Origin of the sequence: Rhodosalinus sp. (assembly GCF_046542825.1) — a bacterium.
GTDB lineage: Bacteria > Pseudomonadota > Alphaproteobacteria > Rhodobacterales > Rhodobacteraceae > Rhodosalinus.
In genome coordinates, this window is the sequence record NZ_JBKHAQ010000029.1 from 1 (window position 1) to 22,321 (window position 22,321).

Sequence of the window (22,321 nt, forward strand, 5' to 3'; positions counted from 1 at the left end):
GGTCAGCCGCTTGGTGATCTCCCGCGCAGCCTCCCTCGGGCTCCGGGCGCCCGCCAGCGCGAGCCGCAGCTTGCGCTTGGCCAACCCGGGATCAGTCGCGCCGGATGTCGGGGTCGACAGCGTTTCCGGCCGCCGCGACGACGGGCGGGTCGAGGCGCAGGGGCGCCCGCATCAGGAAGACATTGTAGAGCGGTTTCCACCGGGACATCGTGAACCGGACCTCGGTCTCGAGCGCATCGCCGGGCACGATGTAGGGCGCGTAGAGGCCCGGAAAGTCGCCGGCGCGGGCCACAGTCCGTGCCGCGCTCCAGGGACCGACCAGGTCGCGTGCGGTGCGCAGGACGATCGCGGCTTTCGTCTCGTCGAGATACATCATCAGCCACCGACCGTGCGCCTCGCTCCAGGCGACGGACAACTCGCCCGCCGGGGCCGGCACGACCGTCGCGGCCGCAAGGTGATCGGCCACCCAGTCGCGCCCGTCCCAGTAGCGGTAGGCGGCGGGATCGAAGAGCGCCTCGCGTGCCACGCGCCGCAGCCGCACGCCGCCGAAGCGGCCCTCGGGGATGCCGAAGCTGTAGATCAGCGCGCCCCGATCGACGAATGCCACCTGTTCGAACCCGGACCCGTTCGGCCAGACCGCGGTCTCCGAGCGGTGCCAGGTCTGTCCGTCGTCGTCGGACCAGGCGAGACCGGACTTCCGCACCATCCAGCGGCCGTCCGATGTCCACATCCGCACGGACATGTAATGCAGCACCATCCGCTCGCCGAGGGATATGCCGTTCGTGGGGATCACGGTCCATTCGACGCCGGGCACCTTGGCGGAGCGGATCAGCTCCTTCGCGGCGCCGTCAGGCCCGGTGATCATCCCCGCGACGTCGAAGGCGCCGCGCGGATCCTCGATGCGCGCCATGGTGTTGCTGCGCCATGCGCCGCCATCGGGTCCGTAGGTGTCTCCGAACACCATGTAGAGCGCACCCTTGTGGCGGATCATGTGACCGAGGTCTGTGCCGTGGACATTCCAGCGGTCGGTCGCGTTGGGCGAGCCCGGGCCGGTGAGCTGCCGCACCACTTCGGCGGGGCCGACCACGAGGCGCGCGGCGGCGGTCGCATCCTCGGCAGCCGGTGCCGGGGATACGGCGCTTTCCTGGGCGGCAGGCCCGGCTGCGGCATTGACGGCGCCCTCGAGCGCATGGGATTTCATCTGGAACGGCGTCATGCCGGCGACGACGCAGGCTGCCAGCGTTGCAAGGCGAAGGATCACGAGCAGTCTCCCACCGAGGACATCTGCCGCAGGCGCGACTCGCCCGTCAGATCCGCCGGAGTTTCGACATGAGCAGAAATCCGCCGAAATTGCGAGAACAAAAAAGAAGCGTTGCCTGCACGATCTCGCGGCCCGGAAGGGCGGACCGCGCGTCGCTACCCCTCGTCCGCCTGCGCCGGGGCCGCATCGCGCTCGTCGGGACGGGCGCAGGAAAAGGCGTAGGCGGGCCAGGGCGTCCCCTCCGGCTGGTCGATCGCCCAGGACCGGCAGGCGAGGTCGGGATGGCGATGCTCGATCCAGCGCAGGAGCTGCTCGCCGTCAGTGGGCACGACGAGGCCGGCCACCTCGTCGCCCTCGACCGCGGCTTCCTCGGCCCGCCAGGGCACCCGGTAGCGGGCCTGCGGCGCCTCGCCCAGCAGTTCGTGATAGAGGGTCGCCATCCGGAGACCGTAGGTCATGGAGACCACCGGATCCTTGATCGGGGCCTGGGCGACGAGCGCGTCCAGCGTCTCCGGCAGGTCGGTGAAGATGGGCTCGCGCGCGGTCAGGCCCTCGGCCATGACCGCGACGCGCCAGACGCCCAGCGCGATCAGCAGCACCGCCGCGCCCCGCTGCAGCGCCCGCCAGCGTCGGGACCACCAGCCGATCGCCGCCACGGCCCCGATCAGGAGCGGCCCGAGCACCGGCAGGTGGAAGGCCTGAATGTCGTAGGCGCCGTACCAGATCATGAAGGGAATGAAGGACAGACCCACCGCGAAAACGGTCGCCACGCCGATCCAGTCCGCGTCGCGACGGCGCCACCCTGCCGCGAAGAGGACGACACCTGCCACGATCAGCGGCGCCGAGATCCACGGATGCGCGGACCGCAGCGTCACCAGCAACATCTCCGAACTGTAGGTCGAGCTCAGCCCGGAGCCGTAGAGCCCGCTGAAATAGGTGCCGGAGATATAGCGGATCAGCTCCGTCGCGGTCGGCGGCAGCGGCAGATATTCGGAATACGCCGTGTCGGGATGGTGCGTCACATAGGCGAGGTAGAGATACTGGCTGGCACCAAGCAGCGCGAGGGCGATCACGGAGGCCACGATCCGCGGACGCCCCAGTCGTCGCCAGTGCAGCGCCATCACCAGCAGGCCCAGCGGCACCAGCATGATCATCATCAGATGGTTGCCGAAGGACAGCGCATAGACACCGCAGGCGGCCAGGAAATAGCCCTCGCGCCTGGTCTCGAGAAACAGGACCAGCAGGAAGGTCGTCGACAGCACGAAGGCCAGGGCAAGCGGGTAGACCTCCGCCTCCGTCGACTGGACGGCCATCAGCCCGGCACTGCCCAGCAGCAGCGAGCCCGCGATGCCGAACAGCAGGCTGCGGGTCACGCGCGCGACGATCAGGAATGCCATCATGTTGGCGACCGCGCCGGGCAACGCCGCCATGGCGAAGGTCATCGCGCGCCATGGTTCGACCGGCAGGTCGAGCGCGCGCAGCACTGCGCCGAGAAACAGCACCATAGGGTAACCCGGCCCGTGGACCAGGATCTGGCTATGCGCGAGCGTCTGGAACTTGGCCGTGTCGCCGGCATTCATGACGCCGCCCAGCCCGGGAAACAGGCACCAGGCATAATACGCGGCCCAGAACGCGAGCAGGCCAAGCGCGATACAGGCCCGGAGCAGCACCGGATGCGTCCGGTGTCCCTGCATGTCCGGCACGATGCGCGGTGGTGCCTCGCTCACGGTCATGCTGCACCCCGACGGGCGCCCGGCGCGATGCGCGCCGCTGCCCGCGCCTGGCTTTGCAAGGCGTCCGGCGTCATTCGACCTCCCCTTCGCTGGCGTCCACGGACGTCAGATCGTCGCCGCTGCGCGGCACGCCTGCCGCCACGACCGGCGCCGCGAGCGTGCCCCCCAGTCCGAAGGGCAGGTCGACGATCGGGGACCGGTCGGCGTCATCGGCGAGCTCGGCGAGCAGCCTTGCCTGTCCGTCCGCACGCATCGCCCCGATCCCGAGGTCGGCCTCGCCGCGCATGTCGATGTCATAGCGCGGACCGCGGATGCGAAACTCCGAAACGCGCGCGACACCCGGCACGAAATCGATCCGGCCTTGGGCCGTGTCGAACGCGGTGCGCCCGGCCGAAGGGATCAGCGGCCCGTCCTCTTCCGTCATGATGTCGCGCCCCTCCGCCAGCCCTTCCAGCGTCAGCGGCAGATCGGTCCCCGCGATGCTGCCGTCGCGCGCGTCGGCACGGATGACGCCCTCGACGGTCGTGACGATGGCGCCCAGGGTCTCACCCGAACTCGCGAGACCGATGTGCATGTCGAGCGTGCCTTCGGGCAGTTCCGGGGGGCTGACGAGCGGGGGCGGCGCGAGCGTCAGCAGCCCGCGGCCGGTCGCCCCCATGTCGACGCCCTCCAGCCGGCCGTCGACGGACACCCGCGGTGGCCCATCCGGTGACCGGGCGCCGAGCGCGATCCCGCCCTGCATCCGACCCAGACCGCCGGCAGCGTCCATGTCGAGCCGCGCGCGACCGTCCCCGGCCTCAAGCCGGATCCGCCGTGCCTCGACGCTCTGTCCGGCGAGCCGGCTGTCGCGGAGCCGCGCGGCCAGCGTGATCTCGAGCGGTTCGAGCCAGTGGAGCGCCACGGGCGCGTCGCGCCATGCGCCCGCCTCGATGGCCGCGGCCGCGTCGCGCCATGCGGCCGAAGCCCCGCGGGCGACCTGGCCCAGCTGATCGAACGGCGGCGCCTCTCCGGCAAGCGCGACGCTCAGGTCGCCTTCTGCGAGCAGGCCGCCGAACGACACGCTCGCATCGGCGATGCCGAGACTCCGCGGCGTCGCCGTGACCCGCCCCTCGATCGCGACCGGGCCCATGCCGGTCAGCCCGACGGCCGCCGCGATCCGCCGGACCGCGGAGATCACCTGTCCCTCCCGCGCGGCGGCGGGAACGTCGTTGCGGGGCTGGGGCGGCGGGGTGCCGGCCGTCTCCGTCGTGGCCGCGCGCCGCAGGACGAGCCGGGCGTCGCTGCCTTGGCGGGACAGGACGGCGGCCGGATCGTCGAGCCGTCCCTGCACGTCAAGCCGGCCCGTCCCGGCCGGAAGCCCGCCTGTCAGCAGCACGCCCGTCGAGTCGGGGTCTGCCGCCAGTCGCAGGTCGACCCCTCCGAAGCCGACCCGCCGCCCGGTCGGCCCCTCGTAGACGAACCGCGCATCCGTAACGATCACCTCGCCGTCCGGACGGGGGAGGTCCATCTGGTCCACCGGCAGGTCGCGCAGTGCGGCCATCGCGGATGCGTCGTGCTCGACAAGGCGGAACTGCGGCGCCTTCAGCGTCAGCCTCTCGACCTCCACCTCGCCGCGGAGGAGGGGAACGAGCTTCACCCTGGCCTCGATCAAGTCCACGTCGATCTGCCACTCCGCGCCGCCGAAACTGCCGCCGAATGTCGCGTTCCCGAGGGTGAGCACGCCCCCCCGGTGCGATGAAACCACGGCGTCCTCGGGCAGGCGGATCTCGCCGCCGCTCCATGTCGCGGCGTGCTCCATGACCGCGGCGCGCAGCCTGTCGTCGGACACGAGGTGCGGCAGCGCGCGGTAGCTCGCCGCCGCACCGGCCGCGAGGACAACCGCGCCGAGCGCCACGATCAGCAGGTGACGGCGTGTCGGCATGATCTGGCTGATCCAAGTCACCGTTGCGTGACCTTCCGTTTGTCGGAGCGGACGTCACCTGCGGAACGGGTCGCACGTCGTGGCGACCCTTGCCCGGCAGGGTTTCCGCGACCCGCTGAGGCAAGCGGCGCTCCGCAGCCCGCTGCCCGGTGGAGTATCGGCTCTTCGGATATCGCACAAGGGCGGGTCCGGCGCGGCGGGCTCCCTGGCCGGGCCTGCGCGGCGCGGGTGCACGCCGGTGCCCGCGGTCCGGCCCTGTCGCGCGGCGGTGGCTTCCGCCGCCCGGGGCCTTGGCCCGAGCCCCCGACGCGATGAAGCCCCCCGCGCATCTCAGCCGGCATCGCTGCCGGACGGGTCCGCGTCCCGCGGGGCACAGTCCGGCAGCCCGTCGTCGAAGAATGTCTCCGGCACATGACGCGCCTCGGTGACCACCAGGTTGCGGTCGTCGTCCCAGGGAACCTCCCGCTCCCAGACCAGCCGGCCCTCGGCGTCGACTTCCAGAACGCGGCCCCGCTCCGACTCCGTGAGCAGGATGTTGCCGCCCGGCAGGACCTGATGCTTGCCGCGCCGCCACGAGTAGAATGGAACCTCGTCGCCGCCCTCGAACACCACCGAGAGACTGTCGTCGACGGGATCGATCCGCCGGATCAGGGACCGGCCCGTCGCGGTCCCGTTGTCGTAGACCGTGATCGTGCCGTCGGGCTGGAAGTCCGGGTCGTGCTGCCGGATCCAGGGGCCGTGGCGCCACCACTTCAGGCGGCCGGTCTCGGGGTCGGCCACGGCGATCAGGTTGATTTCCCGCAGGCTGAAGAGGATGTCGCCCGGCGCGAACATCGGGAAGGCCTCTGCCATCTCCGCCGAGAGCGGCTCGGCGTCGTTGGGGTGGAACGGATCCTCGACATACTCCATGCGATCGCCGACCTCCTCGAGCGTGACCGCGCGCAACTCGAGATAGCCGCGCTGTTCGCCGCTGTCCGCGGGGATGATGTCGCGCCGGATGTCCAGGGCCGACAGCGGCTCGCCGGTGTCCTCGTCGAGATGCACGATGGTCTCGTCCCGCCACGTCACCAGCGCGCCCTCGCCGTCGCGCTCGATGGAGTGGTGGAAGTTGCCGTTCACCACCCAGATCGGCGTGCCGCAGGGGTCGATGCGCGCGATGGCGTTGCCCACGTCGAAGGTGACCGCCAGAGAGCCGTCCTCGAAGACCTCCATGCCGTGCAGCACGACGTTGCGGGGGCTCATCTCGTCGTCGAACCGGTCGTAGCGGATCGGCCAGCGATGCACCTCCCGGCCTGCGCTGTCGAACATCTGCACGACGTGGCTCGGCGCCTCGCCGCCGTCGCCCAGGGAGGTGACCAGCACGAAGCCGGGCGTCGGCTCGGCCTCCGGCGCGCGACTGTAGCCGCGATCGGGGCCGCCATCGGGCGCGGGCACGAGGTGCCGGGTGGGCGCGAGGCCCAGGTCGTTGCGCCAGAACAGCGCCAGATCGACGGCAGTGTCATGCGCCAGTTCGATCTGTGGCGCCGGGAACCAGCCCCGCACCGCGGCGACCCCGCCGTAGACGACGGAGAGCACGACGATCGACATCAGGAAGGCCGCGGCGGCCAGGCGGTCGGAAAGCGGGGTCTTCATGCCGACCTCGGCGCGGTTTCGCGGACCAGTGCATGTCGGCGGAGCTCGGCGTGCAGCTCGCGGGCCTGGCGCATCAGCGCGGGTTGCGCCGCGGGGAGCGTCGGCGCGGGCGGCGGCGGGCGCAGCGTGCCGGCCTGATCGGTCAGCGCCCCGGGCGCGTCGAGCTCCAGCGCCGTCGCGAGCGCCTCGAGGCCCGGCACCGGATCGCGGCACAGCGCGTCGTGATCGACGAGGATCACGCGCCCCCCGGCCCGCGACAGGACGTGGTCGTAGGCGCTGATCCAGTAGCGCAGCCAGAAATCCGCGTCGTCGGCCCCGGCGGGATCGGGCGCCGAGCCGTCGAAGGCGATGGGCCGCAGCGCGGCGCCGAACTCGAAATGGCCCAGCCCCTCCATGTAGCGGCGGGCGAAGGGATCGCGCGCGTGCAGCGCGAGGAAGCGCCGGTGCTGGCGCACCAGCGAGGCGACCTGCGCGGCCGGATCGCGCAGCGGCACCACGATGCACGCGTCGGGGTGCATCGCCTCCAGAAGCCCCAGCCGCGCGATGTTGGCGTTGTTCTTCGACAGATAGCGCCGCCCCGCGGGCTCGGTCGCGACGACCTTGGCGAGGTGGGTGCGGAAGAAGGCCTCGAACTCCGCATCGCGGGCGTTGTCGGGCCAGGGGCGGATGTGATCGCGCCGGTAATGGTCCGGCCAGAACGCCAGCCAGACCATCTCCTCGAAGGCCTCGGGGCTGTCCACGCCGACGTCGATCCCGTCGCCATGGGCGCGTTCGGACACCTCCGGCGGCCGCCGGAAGGCGGAGGAGAAACCTCCCCAGAGCAGCGGCGCGAGGGTGAAGGGCATGTGCCGGTAGCTGGCCGAGACCAGTTCGGGACAGCGCGCCAGCATGTGCAGCAGTATCGTCGTGCCCGCCCGCGGCAGCGAGGTGACGAAGACGGGCCGCTCCGCCCGCGCCGGGTCGATGCGGCGCCGGTAGAGCCGTGTCTCCAGCGCGGCCAGCTGTCGTTGCTGCCCGGTCGTGGCGAAGGCCAGATCGTGCAGCGCCCTGTCGAGCGGGCCGTAGGGCACTTCCGCCGCGCGCTCCGCGCCCGCACCGTCGCCTCGCGGCACCCTTGCGCGGCGATCGAGGGCGATCCATGCCGCCACGGCCCCGGCGCTCGACAGCAGGATGAACGGCCAGCCCGCGCCGACGCGCAGCGCCTCGTCCAGGGTGTAAAGGCCCGTCGCAGCCCCCGCCCACACCACCGCCGCGGCTGCCGCAAGCGCCGCGATCCCGATGCCGGCGATCACGAGGAAACGGCCGGCAAGGCGGATCGACGCGCGCCGCACGGCCGTTTCCTTCGCGTCCTCGGACAGATCCGGAGCGGCCATGACCGCGAGCGCGTCCTGCGCCGTCGTGACGACGTCCTGCGCGACTGCGGCCGCACGCATCAGCCTGATCGCGGCCAGAAACGCCACCAGCCCCGCGATGAGGAACACGACCGTCATTCGGGCTCGCGGTCGGACTTGTCGCCGTCGGACGCAGGTTTGCCTTTGCGCCGCAGGCGTTTGAGCGGATACCAGACGAAGCCGACGATCGCGAGACCCAGCGCCAGGACGAGCGCGAGGACCGTGCCGAGCGCCGTCAGCCCGGCCCCGGGGCCGATATAGGCCTGCGCGGCCTGCGGAAGCGCCGCGCCCGCGGCGAAGGTTGCCGCGGCCGCGGCGGAGTGCGACCAGAACGTGCGGGGCCGGCGGGGCGGCATGGGTGTCTTGTGTGTCATCGGCGGAAAAATGATCAGAGAGCGTAGCGGATGGCCAGAGCCGCGCCCTTGGACTAGGTTCCTGAGCATGTCCTTGCCGATCGACGTCAAAAGGGCCGGAACCCCGCGGGATCAGGCGCATCGCCGTTCGGCCGCGTGCCCGGTGGCTTGCCCTCGGCAGAATCCTGCCGAAAGGGGCTGCGCATGAACACCGCGATGCCCCGAGGGTCGGCGGCGGCAGCCCGCGCCGCGGAGGCCAGCACGTCGCCCGATGTGCTGGCGGTCGATCTCGATGGCACGCTCATCCGGACCGACCTGCTGTTCGAGACCTTCTGGGCCGCGCTGTCGCAGCGCTGGACGAGTATCGTCGAGATCTTCGGCGCGCTCCCGGAGGGTCGCGCGCATCTCAAACGGACGCTTGGCGGGCTTGGCGCCGTCGATGTCGCGGCGCTGCCCTACAACGACGACGTGGTGGCCTATGCAAGGCGCTGGCGCGAGGCCGGCGGGCGGGTGGTTCTGGTCTCCGCCGCCGATCAGCGGATCGTCGACCGCGTCGCCGCGCATCTGGGGCTTTTCGATGCGGCGCACGGGTCGGACGGCCAGACGAACCTCAAGGGCGCGCGCAAGGCGGCGTTCCTGTCGGAACGCTTCCCCGAGGGCTTCGCCTATGTCGGCGACAGGGACGCCGACTACCCGATCTGGCAGCGCGCGACGCGCGCCGTCACCGTCGACGTGCCGCCGTCCCTGCGGGCGCGGGTCGATACGCTTCCCGTCGCGGCCGAACACCTGACGACCCGCGGATCGCCCTTGCGACCTCTCCTTCGCGCGATCCGGCCGCAGCAATGGCTGAAGAACCTGCTCGTGTTCCTGCCGCTGCTCGTGGCGCACCGCTTCACGCTGCCGGCGATCGGCGAGGCCGCGCTGGCCTTCGTCGTCTTCAGCCTGGTCGCCTCGTCGGTCTATCTGCTCAACGACCTGCTCGATCTGGAGGCCGACCGCGCGCATCCGCGCAAGCGCGAACGCCCCTTCGCCTCGGGGGCGCTGCCGCTGTCCTGGGGCACCGCGCTGGCGCCGGGGCTGCTGCTGGCAGGCGGGCTTCTCGCGCTGCCGCTGGGGCCGGAGTTCCTGGGGGTCATGGCAGTCTACTACCTCGTCACCACCGCCTATTCCTTCGTGCTGAAGCGGCGGCTGGTGGTCGATATCTGCGCGCTTGCCGCCCTCTACACGCTGCGGATCATCGCCGGGGGCGTCGCCACCGGCATCCCGCTGTCGGTCTGGCTGCTCGCCTTCTCGATGTTCTTCTTCTTCTCGCTCGCGGCGACAAAGCGGCAGGCCGAGCTGGTCTCGAGCGCCGAGGAAGGAGCGGAGAAGGCCCCCGGTCGGGGCTATATGACCGACGACCTGCCGCTGGTATCCAACATGGCGGTGGCCTCGGGCTATGTCTCGGTGCTGGTGATGGCGCTCTACATAAATTCGCCGGCGGTGACGGTTCTCTATTCGGCGACGGAGCCGCTCTGGGGCATCTGTCTCATCCTGCTCTACTGGCTCAGCCGGATGGTGATGCTCGCCCATCGCGGGCAGATGCACGACGATCCGGTGGTTTTCGCGGTCAAGGACCCCGTGTCGCTGCTCTGCGGCGCGCTGATCTTCGCCCTGGTGTTGTCGGGCATGCTGCTGTGACGCGAAGGACGCTCGTGATCCGCTACGCGGCCTTCGCCGTCGCCGCGACCCTGGCCAACCTCGGGGCGCAGCGGGCGGTGCTCGCGATCGACGAAGGCCCCCGGGGCTTCGCCGCGGCGGTCTTCGCCGGCACGCTGGTCGGGCTGGTGCTGAAGTACCTGCTCGACAAGCGGTGGATCTTCGAGGACCGCACGTCGGGGGTTGCGGCGCATGGCCGGAAATTCACCCTCTACACCACGATGGGCATCGCCACGACGGCGGTCTTCTGGGCGACCGAGACGGCGTTCTGGATCATCTGGGGCACTGACCTCGCGCGCGAGACGGGCGCCGTCCTCGGCCTCACGGTCGGCTACGTGATCAAGTACCGGCTCGACCGGCGGTTCGTGTTCACCGACACCGTGGCCGGGGCGGCCTGATGCAGGCTTTTCGCACCGAAGAGCTTGCCGGCTGGGGCCGCTACCCGCGGCGCCCGGGGCCCGTGGCGCGGCCGCGCGACGCGGAAGCCGTGGCCCCCCTGATCGGTGCGGGCGGCGTGATCGCCCGCGGCAACGGCCGCGCCTACGGCGACAGCGCGATGGGGGCGGCGGCCACGCTCGACCTGCGACGGCTGAACCGGATGCTGTCCTTCGATGAAGAGGCCGGGCGGCTGGTGGCCGAGGCGGGCGTGCTTCTGGGCGACGTGATCGCGACCTTCCTGCCGCGGGGCTGGTTCCCATGGGTGTCGCCGGGGACGAAATTCGTGACGCTGGGCGGCGCGATCGCCGCAGACGTGCACGGCAAGAACCATCACCGGGACGGCGCATTCGGGGCCTTTGTCGACTGGATCGACGTGATGGGCGCCGACGGCACGGTCACGCGGGCCAGTCGCGAGGAGAACGCCGAGCTCTTCGCCTGGACCCTGGGCGGCATGGGGCTGACCGGCGTGATCCTGCGCGCGGCGATCCGGTTGCGCCCGGTGGAAAGCGCCTGGATCGCGCAAACGACCCTTCCGGCGCAGAACCTCGCCGAGGCGATGGAGGCCTTCGAGGCCGCAGACGAGGCGACCTATTCCGTCGCCTGGATCGACTGTCTGGCCTCGGGGGCGGCGTTGGGCCGGTCGCTGGTGATGACCGGCGAGCATGTCCCGGCCGACGACCTGCCGCGGGAGCACCGGACGCAGCCCTGCCGCACGCCGCCGAAACGCCGGCTGTCGGTGCCCGTCGATGCGCCCGCGGCGGCGCTCAACCGCCTCTCGGTGCGCGCCTTCAACGCGCTCTACTGGCGCCGCGCCCTGCGCGCCCCGCGCGAGGCGCTGGTGGACTGGGACAGCTATTTCTATCCGCTCGACGCGATCCTCGGCTGGAACCGGATCTACGGCCGCCGCGGGTTCTTGCAATTCCAGTGCGCCCTGCCGCTCGCGTGCTCCGAGGCGGGGCTGCGGGCGCTCCTGTCGGAGACTTCGGCCGCGGGGCAGGGCTCCTTCCTTGCCGTATTGAAGCGGTTCGGCGCGCAGGAGAGCCGCTTTTCCTTTCCGATGGAGGGATACACGCTTGCGCTGGACTTTCCGGCGAACGCGCGGACGCTGGCGCTGCTCGACCGGCTCGACGCCATCGCCGCCGAGCACGGCGGACGCTTCTATCTCGCCAAGGATGCGCGCCTCTCCGCCGCGACGCTGCACCGGGTCGATCCGCGCGCGGCGGCGTTCCGCGCCATGCGCCGCGAGACCGGCCGCGACCGCGCCTTCGCCTCGGCACAATCGGAAAGGTTGCTTCTATGACGGACACCGTTCTCGTTCTCGGCGCGCGCTCGGACATCGGGCTCGCCGTCGCGCACCGCTTCGCCGCCGCCGGGCACCCGGTCGCGCTGGCCCTCCGCGATGCCGCCGGGTTCGAGGCGGCGCGCGCCGACATCGCCATCCGCCATGACGTGTCAGTAACGCTGCACGACTACGACGCGCTCGATACCGAGGCGCTTGCAGGTTTCGTCGACAGCTTCGAACCGGCGCCCGGCATCGTGGTCTGCGCGGTCGGGACGATGGGCGATCAGGCGACAAGCGAAGCCGACCCGGCCGCCGCGGCCCGGGTCATGCGCACCAACTACGAGGCGCCCGCGCTCGTGCTGGAGCGTTTCGCGGCGCGGATGGAAGCGCAGGGCCACGGCACGCTGGTCGGAATCTCTTCGGTGGCGGGCGATCGTGGGCGGGCCGTGAACTACGTCTACGGCTCGGCCAAGGCCGGGTTCACCGCCTATCTGTCGGGGCTGAGAAACCGCCTGTCGGACACGGGCGTGCATGTCGTCACGGTCAAGCCGGGGTTCGTCGACACGCGGATGACCGAGGGGATGGATCTGCCCGGCCCGCTGACCGCGCGCCCCGAGGCCGTGGCCGAGGCGATCGCCCGGGCCGTGGCCCGGGAACGCTCCGTCGTCTACGTCAAGCCGGTCTGGCGGGCGATCATGATGCTCATCCGCGCCATCCCCGAGCCGATCTTTCGCCGGACCCGCATCGGCAGCTGAGCGGCCGGACACCGCGCCCCGGAGCCGCCGGAGGCCGGACACCCGCACGCCCCCGGGCACGTCGCACAAGCGCAACCCATTGCGGTCGATGAAGCTTATGCCGGCCAGCACGCGCACACGGCTATCCCCCAGGCCGCATCGGCGACCAGCTCCCCTGGACCTTCCAGCCGTCAAGCGGAAAGCCTGTGCCCCTCTGGCACCGCTCACGAAATCGACGCGCCTGTGCAAACTCTCGGTTCTGCTGCCGATTTCCCGCTTGACGATACCGTCGCCGCAGGCGCGGTGCGACAGCGGCGGCGGGGGACGCCTCAGACCGCGCGCCGGGCCCGGAAATAAAGGTAGAGCGGCAGCCCGCAGCTCACCCCGATGCAGTAGATCGTGGGCACCGTCACAAGCGACAGCCAGTCGCGCCGCGCCACCGCGTCGAAGAGGATCCACAGCGTCAGTGTCACGGCAGCGATGGTCAGATCCCAGACGAGACCGGAGCTTGCCGCGTTCGCGTGCCAGGCGTCCACCATGCCCATGATGTCGAAGCCGTTTTCGCGGAACCAGGTGACGAACCAGTACATCGGGTGCACCGTTCCCCAGACCGCCAGCGCCAGCCACAGGTATTTCAGCCGCGCCATGTCACCACTCCCGCACGATGCCGAAGCGCGCCTCGCCCGAGACCGTCAGGCCCGCGCCCCGGTCCTTCGGCTCGGGCGGTTCCGGTTCGCCGTCCGCCCCGCAGGCCGCGAGCGCCAGCAGCGCCATCGCCAGCATCCATCTCATCCCAGCCGCTCCTTCCAGGCCGCCACCTGCTCGCGCACCCGCGCGGGCGCCGTGCCGCCGTAGCTCGTGCGCGAGGCCACCGAATTATGCACGCCCAGCACGCCAAAGACATCCCCCGTGATCCCGGCGTGCACTGCGCGCATCTCGTCCAGCGTCAGGTCCGGCAGGTCGCAGCCCTTCGCCTCCGCCGCCGCCACCAGCCGGCCCGTCACATGATGCGCCTCGCGGAAGGGTAGGCCGAGTTCGCGCACCAGCCAGTCGGCAAGGTCGGTGGCGGTGGAAAACCCGTGCCCCGCCGCCGCCTCCAGCGCGTCACGGTCGGCTTGCATGTCGCGCACCATGCCTTCCATGGCGGCAAGCGACAGCATGAGCGAATCGGCGGCGTCGAAAACCTGTTCCTTGTCCTCCTGCATGTCCTTGGAATAGGCCAGCGGCAGTCCCTTCATCACCGTGAAGAGCGCGACAGTGGCGCCCAGGATGCGCCCGATCTTGGCGCGGATCAGCTCGGCGGCGTCGGGGTTGCGCTTCTGCGGCATGATCGAGGAGCCGGTCGAGAACCGGTCCGACAGCCGCACGAAGCGGAACTGCGCCGAGGCCCAGATCACCAGTTCCTCAGACAGCCGCGAGAGATGCATCGCGCAGATCGACGCGGCCGAGAGGAACTCCAGCGCGAAGTCGCGGTCGCTGACGGCATCGAGCGAATTCGCCATCGGCCGGTCGAACCCCAGCGCACGCGCCGTCATCTCGCGGTCGATGGCAAAGCCCGTCCCGGCCAGCGCCGCGGCGCCCAACGGGCACTCGTTGAGCCGCCGGCGCGCGTCCGCCAGCCGCCCCCGGTCGCGGGCGAACATCTCGACGTAGGCCAGCATGTGGTGCCCCCAGGTCACCGGCTGCGCGGTCTGCAGGTGGGTAAAGCCCGGCATCACCCAGTCGGCGCCCGCCTCGGCCTGCGCCACCAGCGCGCGTTGCAGCGCGGCAAGCCCCGCGTCGGCGGCGTCGATCTGTTCGCGCACCCAGAGGCGGAAGTCGGTGGCTATCTGGTCGTTGCGGCTGCGCGCCGTGTGCAGCCGGCCAGCGGGTTCGCCGACGATCGCCTTCAGCCGCGCCTCCACGTTCATGTGGATGTCCTCCAGCGCGGGCGAAAACTCGAAATGCCCGCCCTCGATCTCTGACAAGACCGTGAGCAGACCTTCCCGGATCGCCTCGGCATCGCTATCGCTCAGGATGCCTGTTGCGGCAAGCATCGCCGCATGGGCGCGCGAGCCCGCGATGTCCTGCGCCGCGAGCCGCCGGTCGAAGCCGATCGAGGCGTTGATCGCCTCCATGATGGCGTCCGGCCCGGCGGCAAAGCGCCCGCCCCACATCGCGTTCGAAGTCTGGTCTGTCATGGCGTCCCGCCCGGGAGGAAAGATGCGGTATCTGAAGTCCATCGCCCTTTATACGGCCCTCGCGCTCGGCGCAAACACCGCCGCCGCCGCCGATATCCCGGCGCTGGCCGCGCTGGCCGAGGGCGACATGAAGAAGGTCAACTGGCATGCCGCGCCGCAACCCTCCGGCGCCGCCGCGTTCCAGACCGTCGAGGGTGGCCAAAAAACGCTTTCGGATTACGAGGGCAAGCATGTGGTGCTGAACTTCTGGGCGACCTGGTGTGCGCCCTGCCGCAAGGAGATGCCGCAGCTTTCCGAGTTGCAGGCAGAGTTCGGCGGAGAGGGCTTCGAGGTCGTCACCGTCGCCACGGGACGCAACGCCGTGCCGGCGATGCGCGCCTTCTTCCAGGAGATCGGGGTGGACAACCTTCCGCTGCACCGCGACCCGCGGCAGGCGCTGGCGCGGGAAATGGGGGTGCTCGGCCTGCCGGTCACGGTGATCCTCGACCCGCAAGGCATGGAGATCGCGCGCCTGACGGGCGATGCCGACTGGGCCTCGGACAGCGCGAAAGAGATCATCGCGGCGCTGATCGGCGCGGAGGGCTGAGAGAACAGACGCAAAGGCCCCCGGCGTCGCTGCCGGGGGCCTCGCGTCACGCGCCTGTGCGCGCGATCAGTTCGGCAGCACCTCGCCGGACGGGTGCGGCGTCGAGGCGGTCTCTGGCGGCAGGATCGGATAGGTGATCTCAGGCACCTCGCCCGTCAGCGCACCGAGAAAGGCGGTGATCTCGTCGATCTCTTCGTCGCTCAGGTCGGCGCCGAGCTGCGAGCTGGCCATGATGTCCACGGCGGTCCGCAGATCCCAGACCACGCCGGAGTGGAAGTAGGGCGCGGTCACCGCGATGTTCCTGAGCGGCGAGGCGCGGAAGACGTATTCGTCCGCCGCGGTCGCGGTCACCTGATAGCGGCCCTTGTCGCCCTCGGGCAGGATGTCCGCACCCGGCCGCTCGACCAGGCCGAAGGGGTAATAGCCGTTGCCGCCCAGGTTGACGCCGCTGTGGCAGCTGGCGCAGCCGGCCTCGAGGAAGGTCTCGAGCCCTGCGACTTCCTCTTCGGTCATCGCGTCGTCGTTGCCGTTGAGCCAGGCGTCGAAGGGCGCGGGGGTGATCAGCGTGGCTTCGAAGGCCTCGATCGCCTTGGCGAAGTTGTCGAAGGTGACCGGGTCGTCCTCTTCGGGGAAGGACTCCTCGAACCATTCGACGTATTGCGGCATCGAGTTCAGCGTGGCGAGCACGTTGTCCGGCGTGTTCGCCATCTCGACGCCCGCCTGCACCGGACCTTTCGCCTGTTCGGCGAGGTCTTCGGCGCGGCCATCCCAGAACTGTGCCTCGTTGAACACCGCGTTGAAAACGGTGGGCGAGTTGCGCGGTCCCGTCTGCCAGCCGTGTCCGATCGAGACCGGCATGTTGTCGTCCCCGCCGGTGCCCACGTTGTGGCAGGAGTTGCAGGAGAACACGCCCGAGGCGGACATGCGCGGATCGAAGAAGAGCGCCTTGCCAAGTTCGACCTTCTCGGGCGTGACGATGTTGTCCCTGAGCGCCGGAACGGTCGCGGGAACGGGGCTGAACATGTCGAGCGCCCAGTCGCGGAGCTCATTCTCCTCGGCAAAGGCGGGACCGGCCGCGACCAAAGCGGCAGTTCCGGCAAGCATGGCTCTGAGGGATCTCATCATGGCCTCCTGTGGCTTGTGCGTATCTGTCAGGACCCAACATCGCGATCATCGTGACAACAACTTTGATTTCGGTCAATTTCCTGTGAAGTTTTTGTGGAGCGCGCGGGTTTGCCGCAGTGCGGCGCGCCCTCTGCGCGACGCTGCCGCGGGCTCGACCCGCGGATCCTGCCGCGGCTCGACTGCGGCCGGGAAGGAAGAGGCAGGGATGCCGCTGAAGATCCTGCTGCCGGTGGTCCCGCGGGAATCGCCGCGATCGCGGCACTCACCCATCGCTTCGGCATGTCGCGGCGCGCGGGTCTTGCGGATGCCGGTGCAGCGCGGGCCGGGTGGATGCGCGAGTTTCCCGACCACCGGGTGACGGAAATCGGCCTGCTGTCGGAGGGGCACGCCGCGCTGGTCACGGCCGCCGGGGGCGCCTGGATCGTCTGGACGATGGGCGCGGATACCGTGACCCGGCGCCGCGCGGGCTTGCGGGCGCGGCGGGGGGCCAACCGGTTGATCCTGCGCTTTCCGGACTGGGGCGCGGTGCGGCTGGCGCTGGTGACGCAGGACGAGGCGCATGCGATACCGCCAGACCTTGACAAGGACGCATGGGCGCGGAAGTGAGCTTTCCCGACGTGGTGCAATGGGCGATGCCGCTCTTCATGGCGTTCGCGCGAGACCTCGACCCAGATCAAGCGCCGCGCCCTTGCCAGGCAGGCCGGTGCAGACGGCAGCGGCGCGCGGATGCCGGCCGAGTAGCGCGGGCGAAGAATTTTCGATCGAAAATTCTTCGTTACGGCGGACGATGCAGCAAGCCGCAGCGCATGGCGAATTTTCGATCGGAAATTCGCCTTCGGGACGCGGGATGCACTGTCAACAAAACTTGACATATGGAAACGTCGCACAGCACACTCCGCCGGGAGACCGGAGCCGCGCATGACCCTTCACCCCACCCAGATCGCTCCCCGAGAAGGGCTCACCGCGCCGGCGCTCTCCGGCGCGCCGCGGCCCGGTCTGTGCACCGATTGCGGCGTCTCGCGCATGGGCGACGGGCGGGCCTGCGGGCGGGCCTGCCAGTTCATCAAACCCGATTACCCCGGCCTCGAGGCGCGGGTGCATGGCCGCCCCGCCGATCCCGAACACGGCGAGGAGGCGTTCTTCGGCGTCGCCCGCGCGATGTGGCGGGCGCGGCTCGACCCGCCCGCCGAGGGTGCGCAGTGGACCGGCATCACCACAGCGCTCGCCGCCGAACTGCTGCGCGCCGGCACCGTGGACGCGGTGCTGGCCGTTGCGCCCCATCCCGACGACCGCTGGAAACCGCTGCCCGTCATCGTGACCGACCCGGACGAGATGGCGCGCTGCCGGGGCATGCGCATGGGCTACGCGCCCACCCTCGCGCTGCTGGAGCCTGCGCGCGCCGCCGGCCACCGGCGCATCGCCATGGTGGGCATCCCCTGCCAGGTCTACGCCCTGCGCGCACTGGAGGAGGAGCTGGGGTTCGACCGCATCTACGTCATCGGCACGCCCTGTTCCGACAACACCACGACCGAGAATTTCCACGGCTTCCTGTCGCGGCTCGACGCGCGGCCCGAGACGATCAGCTACCTGGAATTCCGCGCCGACTACCGCGTCGAGTTACGGTTCGACGACGGGCGCAAGCCGCGCTTCGTCCCCTTCCTGAAGCTGCCGCTCTCGGATCTGCCGGCGGACTTCTTCCCGATGACCTGCAAGACCTGCGTGGACTACACCAACCGCCTCGCCGACGTGACCGTGGGCTACATGGCGGGCGACGGCGAGCAGTGGGTGATCGCCCGCAACGCCCGGGGCGAAGAGATGCTGGCCGCCCTTGGCGACCGGCTGAAGACCGCGCGCCTCACCGACAAGGGCAAGCGCGACGCCGCCGTCAAGGGCTTCATGGTCAATACCGAGCGCGCGGCCGGCGGCCTGCCGCTGCGCCGGATGCCGGACTGGGTGCGCCCGATCGTGGCCTGGCTGCAACCACGCACCGGGCCACGCGGGCTGGAGTTCGCCCGCGCGCGGGTCGAGATGAAGGCGATCGAGACCGTTCTGCACCTGCGCCGCGCGCATCCCGCGAAGGTGAAGAACATGGTGCCCGATCATGTCTGGCGGCTTGCCGCGCGCTACGGGCTTACGCCCGATCCGGGCGAGCGCGGCAAGGGCGGCTGACCGACCCGGCGTAGGGTGCGTGCTTGCACGCACCTGCGCCGCCACATCCGTTGGGGTGCGTGCAAGCACGCACCCTACCCCGCCAGCAGCGATTCGGCAGCGGCGCGCGCCTCGGCCGTCACCCGGTCGCCCGCGAGCATCCGGGCCAGTTCCTCGACCCGGCCGCCCGCGTCGAGCGGGGTGACCGCTGTCAGCGTCGTCTCGCCCTCGACCCGCTTGGCGACGCGCCAGTGATGCGCCCCCAGCGCGGCGACCTGTGGCGAATGGGTGACGACCAGCACCTGCCCGCCACGGGCCAGCGCCTTGAGCCGCCGGCCCACCGCGTCCGCCGTGGCACCGCCCACGCCGCGGTCGATCTCGTCGAAGATCATCGTGACGCCCCGGTCGGGCGCGGCGAGGCAGACCTTGAGCGCCAGCAGGAAACGGCTGAGTTCCCCGCCCGAGGCGATGCGGTTCAGTGGCCCCGCGGGGGCGCCGGGGTTGGTGGCGACGGTGAACTGCACGATATCGCGGCCCTCGGGGCCCGGGTCGGCCCGTTCCATCCGCGTGGTGAAGACCGCGCGCTCCATCCTGAGCGGGGCGAGTTCGGCGGTCACGGCAGCGTCGAGCCGTTCCGCCGCCTCCGCGCGTGCCGCGCTCAGGGCCTCGGCGGCCCTGTCGTAGGCGCGACCGGCCTCCTGCGCGTCGGCCTCCAGACCGGCGAGCCGGTCCGCGCCCGCATCGAGGGCCTCGAGCCGCGCGCGCAGGCTCTCGGCAAGCTCCGGCAGATCGTCGGGCATCACCTGATGCTTTCGCGCAAGCCCGCGGATGGCGAAGAGCCGCTCTTCGGTGCGCTCCAGTTCCAGCGGGTCGAAGCTGAGCGCCTCGAGCGTGTCCTCGACGCCCGCGAGTGCCTCTCCCAGTTCGACCATCGCGCGCGAAAGCGCCGCGAGCGGCTCTTCCAGCCGCCCTTCGGTGGCGTCGGCCGCGCCTTCGAGCCAGCGCAGCGCGTCGCCCATCATCCGCTCGGCCCCGTCGGTGCCCAGGGCAGCGCGCGCGCGCGCCACGTCCTCGCGCACCCGCTCGGCGCCCTGCATCATGCGGCGGCGCGCATCGAGGTCGGCCTCCTCGCCCGGTTCGGGCGCCAGTGCATCCAGTTCCCGTGCCGCATGGCGCAGGAATTCCTCCTCCGCGCGGACTTCGTCCAGCGCCGCCTCGGCCTCGGCCAATCGCTTCGCCGTCGCGCGCCGGGCCGCCCAGGCCGCGCGCACCCCCGCCACCTGATCGCCCAGCCCGCCGAAGGCGTCCAGCATCGAGCGATGCACGCGCGGGTCCAGAAGCCCCCGGTCGTCCTGCTGCCCGTGCAGTTCGACAAGCGTGTCCGACAGCCGCCGCAGGACCTCGCCCGACACGCGGCGGTCGTTGACCCAGGCGGTTTTCGCCCCGCCCGTCCGGTTGACTCGCCGGATCAGGAGTGCGCCATCCTCGGCCGCGAGCCCGGCCTCCTCCAGCACGGCATGCGCGGGATGGCCGGAGTCCAGTGCGAATTCCGCTACCACCTCGCCCTCGTCCGCGCCCGCGCGCACAAGCTCGGCCCGCCCCCGCCAGCCCAGCACGAAGCCAAGGCAGTCGAGCAGGATGGACTTGCCGGCGCCGGTCTCGCCGGTCAGCACGTTGAGGCCCGGCCGGAAGCGCAGCTCCAGCCGGTCGATGATCAGCATGTCGCGGATGTCGAGCGCCCGCAGCATGGGCTTACGCCCCGCGGCTCACAGCCATTCGCCCCGGATCACCTGCCGGTAGATGGCCGAAAGCCAGTTGTCGCCGCGCGGCCGCAACTCCAGCCCGCGCCCGGTCAGAAGCGCATAGGTGTCCTCGTACCACTCGGAGCCCTGGTAGTTGTAACCCAGGATCGCGCCCGCGGTCTGCGCTTCGTCCGTCAGGCCCAGCGAGAGATAGGATTCGACCAGCCGGTGCAGCGCCTCGGGGGTGTGGCTGCTGGTCTGGAAATCCTCGACCACCACGCGGAATCGGTTGATCGCGGCGGCGAAGTTGTCGCGCTTCAGGTAAAAGCGGCCAACCTCCATCTCCTTGCCGGCCAAGTGGTCGAAGGCGAGGTCGAACTTCAGGATCGCGGAGCGGGCATAATCGCTGTCGGGGTAGCGCTCGATCACCTGCCTGAGCGCCTGCAGCGCCTGGAAGGTCACGCCCTGGTCGCGGCCGACGTCCTCGATCTGGTCGTAGTAGCTGAGCGCGAGGAGATACTGGGCGTAGGGGGCATCCTCCTGCGCCGGGTAGAAATCGAGGTAACGCTGTGCGGCCGCCCGCGCCTCTTCGTAACTCTTGTCCTGGTGCCAGGCATAGGCCTGCATCACAAGCGCACGCTCCGCCCATTCGGAATAGGGATAAAGGCGTTCGACCTCCGAAAAGTAGAAGGCCGCGTCCTCGGCGCGGTTGCGGGTCAGTTCGAATTCGCCGCGCTCGAAGATCTGCTCGGCCGTGAAGGTCTCGAGCGGCGCGTTGTTCCCGAAGATGCCGTCGCGCGCTTCCCGCTCGCCGCAGCCCGCCAAGGCCACGGCCACCAGCCCCGCCGCAATGGCCCTGCTCAGCGCCCTCGTGCCCGTCATCCGCACTCCACCCCATGCTCGCCGCGTCCGGGCCGATGGCCCCGCGCCGCTTCGGCCCGGTCCTAGCATATCTGCATGCGAGGCAAAACGCCTTTGCGCCGCCAGAAGCGGCAGGCGCAGCGCCCGGTCGCGCCGCTGCCTCAGGCGACGGCCGGCATCTCGGACAGATCGGCCCCCACGCCGGGCAGATGCGCCGCGCGGGCAGCATCGCAGGTGACCATGCGTACCGCACCCGGTGTCGAGAAGAGCTTGCGCAGCAGCATGTTGGTCATCGCATGACCGGCGCGGAAGCCGGTGTAGCGGCCAAGAACCGGGCCGCCGGCCAGCGCCAGGTCGCCCACCGCATCGAGCATCTTGTGCCGGACCGCCTCGTCGGCGCGGCGCAGGCCGCCAGGCGACAGCACGCGGTCGCCCTCGACCACGACCGCATTGCGCATCGAGCCGCCCAGCGCCAGCCCCGCGGCACGCATCGCTGCCACGTCCGACTGCCGGCAGAAGGTGCGCGCATCGCAGAGTTCTCGCACGAAGGCGCCGTTGGACAGGTCGAGCGACAGGTTCTGCGCGCCGATGGCGGCATCCGGAAAGTCGATGTGGAACGCGACCGCGAAGCTTTCGGACGGCGCCAGTTCGGCCCAGCCAGCGTCGGTTTCGACCCGCACGGGGCGCAGCACTTCCAGCGCGCGGACCGGTGCGGGCAGACGCCGCGCCCCGCGCGCCAGCAAGGCCCGGACGAAGGGCGCGGACGAGCCGTCGAGGATCGGCACCTCGGGTCCGTCGATTTCGATCAGGGCATTGTGGATACCCGTGCCGGCCAGCGCCGCCATGACGTGTTCGATCGTGGAGACGGACGCTCCGGACCGATTGGTGATTCGGGTGCAAAGCGCCGAGGGTTCCACCGAATCCCAGCGCGCGGCGATCAGCCCGTCGCCCTCCACGTCCGTCCGGTGGAACCAGATGCCCTGTTCGGCGGTTGCAGGGCGGATGACCATGCGCGCCGCTCGGCCCGAATGCAGGCCCACGCCGTCAAAGCGCACGTCCGATTTCACTGTCCGTTGCACGATTGGCCCCTGTCGCCGTTCTGCCTGTCTCATCCCTGTCGCGCCTTCTTTCGTGACCTCTGCGGTCCGGGCGCGCGGCGGATCGTCCCTGCTGACACAGCGCCTGTGTTCCCGGCGCGGGCCCGTCCACCTGAACGAACTGTTAACGCGACCATGC

General features: G+C 70.6%; 20 protein-coding genes. 7 read left to right on the forward strand and 13 right to left on the reverse strand.

Going from position 1 to position 22,321, the window contains the following annotated elements:
- Positions 1-91: 91 nt before the first annotated feature.
- The 6 genes from ACLFOB_RS05865 to ACLFOB_RS05890 form a co-directional block, all read right to left on the reverse strand.
- On the reverse strand, positions 92-1,261 hold the full coding sequence (locus ACLFOB_RS05865; protein ID WP_410925440.1) for a DUF4185 domain-containing protein: 1,170 nt from the start codon (positions 1,259-1,261) through the stop codon (positions 92-94).
- A gap of 155 nt (positions 1,262-1,416) precedes the next feature.
- Complete coding sequence (locus tag ACLFOB_RS05870) at positions 1,417-2,994, reverse strand: protein O-mannosyl-transferase family (RefSeq protein WP_410925442.1); 1,578 nt, start codon at positions 2,992-2,994, stop codon at positions 1,417-1,419.
- 70 nt (positions 2,995-3,064) lie between these two features.
- The gene (locus tag ACLFOB_RS05875) at positions 3,065-4,915 is read right to left on the reverse strand and encodes an AsmA-like C-terminal region-containing protein (protein WP_410925444.1); all 1,851 of its coding nucleotides are present in this window, start codon (positions 4,913-4,915) and stop codon (positions 3,065-3,067) included.
- Between the two features lie 330 nt (positions 4,916-5,245).
- Positions 5,246-6,547: an arylsulfotransferase family protein gene (locus ACLFOB_RS05880; RefSeq protein ID WP_410925446.1), complete on the reverse strand. Its 1,302-nt coding sequence runs from the start codon at positions 6,545-6,547 to the stop codon at positions 5,246-5,248.
- Positions 6,544-8,037, reverse strand: coding sequence for a sulfotransferase (locus tag ACLFOB_RS05885; protein ID WP_410925448.1), 1,494 nt, complete (start codon positions 8,035-8,037; stop codon positions 6,544-6,546). The genes ACLFOB_RS05880 and ACLFOB_RS05885 overlap by 4 nt, the downstream gene beginning before the upstream one ends.
- Positions 8,034-8,402, reverse strand: coding sequence for a hypothetical protein (locus ACLFOB_RS05890; protein WP_410925450.1), 369 nt, complete (start codon positions 8,400-8,402; stop codon positions 8,034-8,036). Before ACLFOB_RS05890 ends, ACLFOB_RS05885 begins: the two co-directional genes overlap by 4 nt.
- Positions 8,403-8,495: 93 nt before the next feature.
- Here ACLFOB_RS05890 and ACLFOB_RS05895 point away from each other — a divergent pair, with 93 nt between their 5' ends.
- From ACLFOB_RS05895 to ACLFOB_RS05910, 4 genes are read left to right on the forward strand one after another with little or no spacing between them, the layout of a single operon-like run.
- Entirely contained in the window at positions 8,496-9,971 is a 1,476-nt protein-coding gene (locus ACLFOB_RS05895) for a UbiA family prenyltransferase (protein WP_410925452.1), read from the forward strand.
- A complete protein-coding gene (locus ACLFOB_RS05900; RefSeq protein ID WP_410925454.1) occupies positions 9,968-10,387 on the forward strand; it encodes a GtrA family protein in 420 nt (139 codons plus the stop codon). Before ACLFOB_RS05895 ends, ACLFOB_RS05900 begins: the two co-directional genes overlap by 4 nt.
- Positions 10,387-11,727, forward strand: a complete 1,341-nt coding sequence (locus tag ACLFOB_RS05905) for an FAD-dependent oxidoreductase (protein ID WP_410925456.1) — start codon at positions 10,387-10,389, stop codon at positions 11,725-11,727. Before ACLFOB_RS05900 ends, ACLFOB_RS05905 begins: the two co-directional genes overlap by 1 nt.
- Entirely contained in the window at positions 11,724-12,464 is a 741-nt protein-coding gene (locus ACLFOB_RS05910; RefSeq protein WP_410925458.1) for an SDR family oxidoreductase, read from the forward strand. Before ACLFOB_RS05905 ends, ACLFOB_RS05910 begins: the two co-directional genes overlap by 4 nt.
- 308 nt (positions 12,465-12,772) lie before the next feature.
- Here the strand turns inward: ACLFOB_RS05910 and ACLFOB_RS05915 are convergent, their stop codons facing one another.
- The 3 genes from ACLFOB_RS05915 to argH are packed head-to-tail and all read right to left on the reverse strand — an operon-like array spanning position 12,773 to position 14,623.
- Positions 12,773-13,090: a DUF2834 domain-containing protein gene (locus ACLFOB_RS05915; protein ID WP_410925460.1), complete on the reverse strand. Its 318-nt coding sequence runs from the start codon at positions 13,088-13,090 to the stop codon at positions 12,773-12,775.
- 1 nt (position 13,091) lies between these two features.
- A complete protein-coding gene (locus ACLFOB_RS05920; protein WP_410918281.1) occupies positions 13,092-13,235 on the reverse strand; it encodes an argininosuccinate lyase in 144 nt (47 codons plus the stop codon).
- Complete coding sequence (argH, locus tag ACLFOB_RS05925; protein ID WP_410918280.1) at positions 13,232-14,623, reverse strand: argininosuccinate lyase; 1,392 nt, start codon at positions 14,621-14,623, stop codon at positions 13,232-13,234. The genes ACLFOB_RS05920 and argH overlap by 4 nt, the downstream gene beginning before the upstream one ends.
- A 22-nt stretch (positions 14,624-14,645) precedes the next feature.
- Here argH and ACLFOB_RS05930 point away from each other — a divergent pair, with 22 nt between their 5' ends.
- Entirely contained in the window at positions 14,646-15,209 is a 564-nt protein-coding gene (locus ACLFOB_RS05930) for a TlpA disulfide reductase family protein (RefSeq protein ID WP_410925462.1), read from the forward strand.
- 66 nt (positions 15,210-15,275) lie between these two features.
- Here ACLFOB_RS05930 and ACLFOB_RS05935 read toward each other — a convergent pair whose 3' ends face one another.
- Positions 15,276-16,331 (reverse strand): cytochrome-c peroxidase, encoded by a 1,056-nt coding sequence (locus ACLFOB_RS05935; protein WP_410918278.1) that lies wholly within the window; start codon positions 16,329-16,331, stop codon positions 15,276-15,278.
- 333 nt (positions 16,332-16,664) lie between these two features.
- Between ACLFOB_RS05935 and ACLFOB_RS05940 the strand changes: the two genes are divergently transcribed.
- Both ACLFOB_RS05940 and ACLFOB_RS05945 read left to right on the forward strand, forming a co-directional pair.
- Positions 16,665-16,940 carry a hypothetical protein gene (locus tag ACLFOB_RS05940; RefSeq protein ID WP_410925464.1) on the forward strand — a complete coding sequence of 92 codons (276 nt, stop codon included), beginning with the start codon at positions 16,665-16,667 and terminating at the stop codon, positions 16,938-16,940.
- Positions 16,941-17,252: 312 nt separating this feature from the next.
- A complete protein-coding gene (locus ACLFOB_RS05945; protein ID WP_410925466.1) occupies positions 17,253-18,503 on the forward strand; it encodes a Coenzyme F420 hydrogenase/dehydrogenase, beta subunit C-terminal domain in 1,251 nt (416 codons plus the stop codon).
- A gap of 74 nt (positions 18,504-18,577) precedes the next feature.
- On the opposite strand, the gene recN is transcribed toward ACLFOB_RS05945, so the two are convergent.
- The 3 genes from recN to lpxC form a co-directional block, all read right to left on the reverse strand.
- Positions 18,578-20,230, reverse strand: a complete 1,653-nt coding sequence (gene recN / locus ACLFOB_RS05950) for a DNA repair protein RecN (RefSeq protein WP_410925468.1) — start codon at positions 20,228-20,230, stop codon at positions 18,578-18,580.
- A gap of 18 nt (positions 20,231-20,248) precedes the next feature.
- Positions 20,249-21,106 (reverse strand): outer membrane protein assembly factor BamD, encoded by an 858-nt coding sequence (locus ACLFOB_RS05955; protein ID WP_410915892.1) that lies wholly within the window; start codon positions 21,104-21,106, stop codon positions 20,249-20,251.
- Positions 21,107-21,246: 140 nt separating this feature from the next.
- A complete protein-coding gene (gene lpxC, locus ACLFOB_RS05960; protein WP_410915893.1) occupies positions 21,247-22,164 on the reverse strand; it encodes a UDP-3-O-acyl-N-acetylglucosamine deacetylase in 918 nt (305 codons plus the stop codon).
- Between the last annotated feature and the right edge of the window lie 157 nt (positions 22,165-22,321).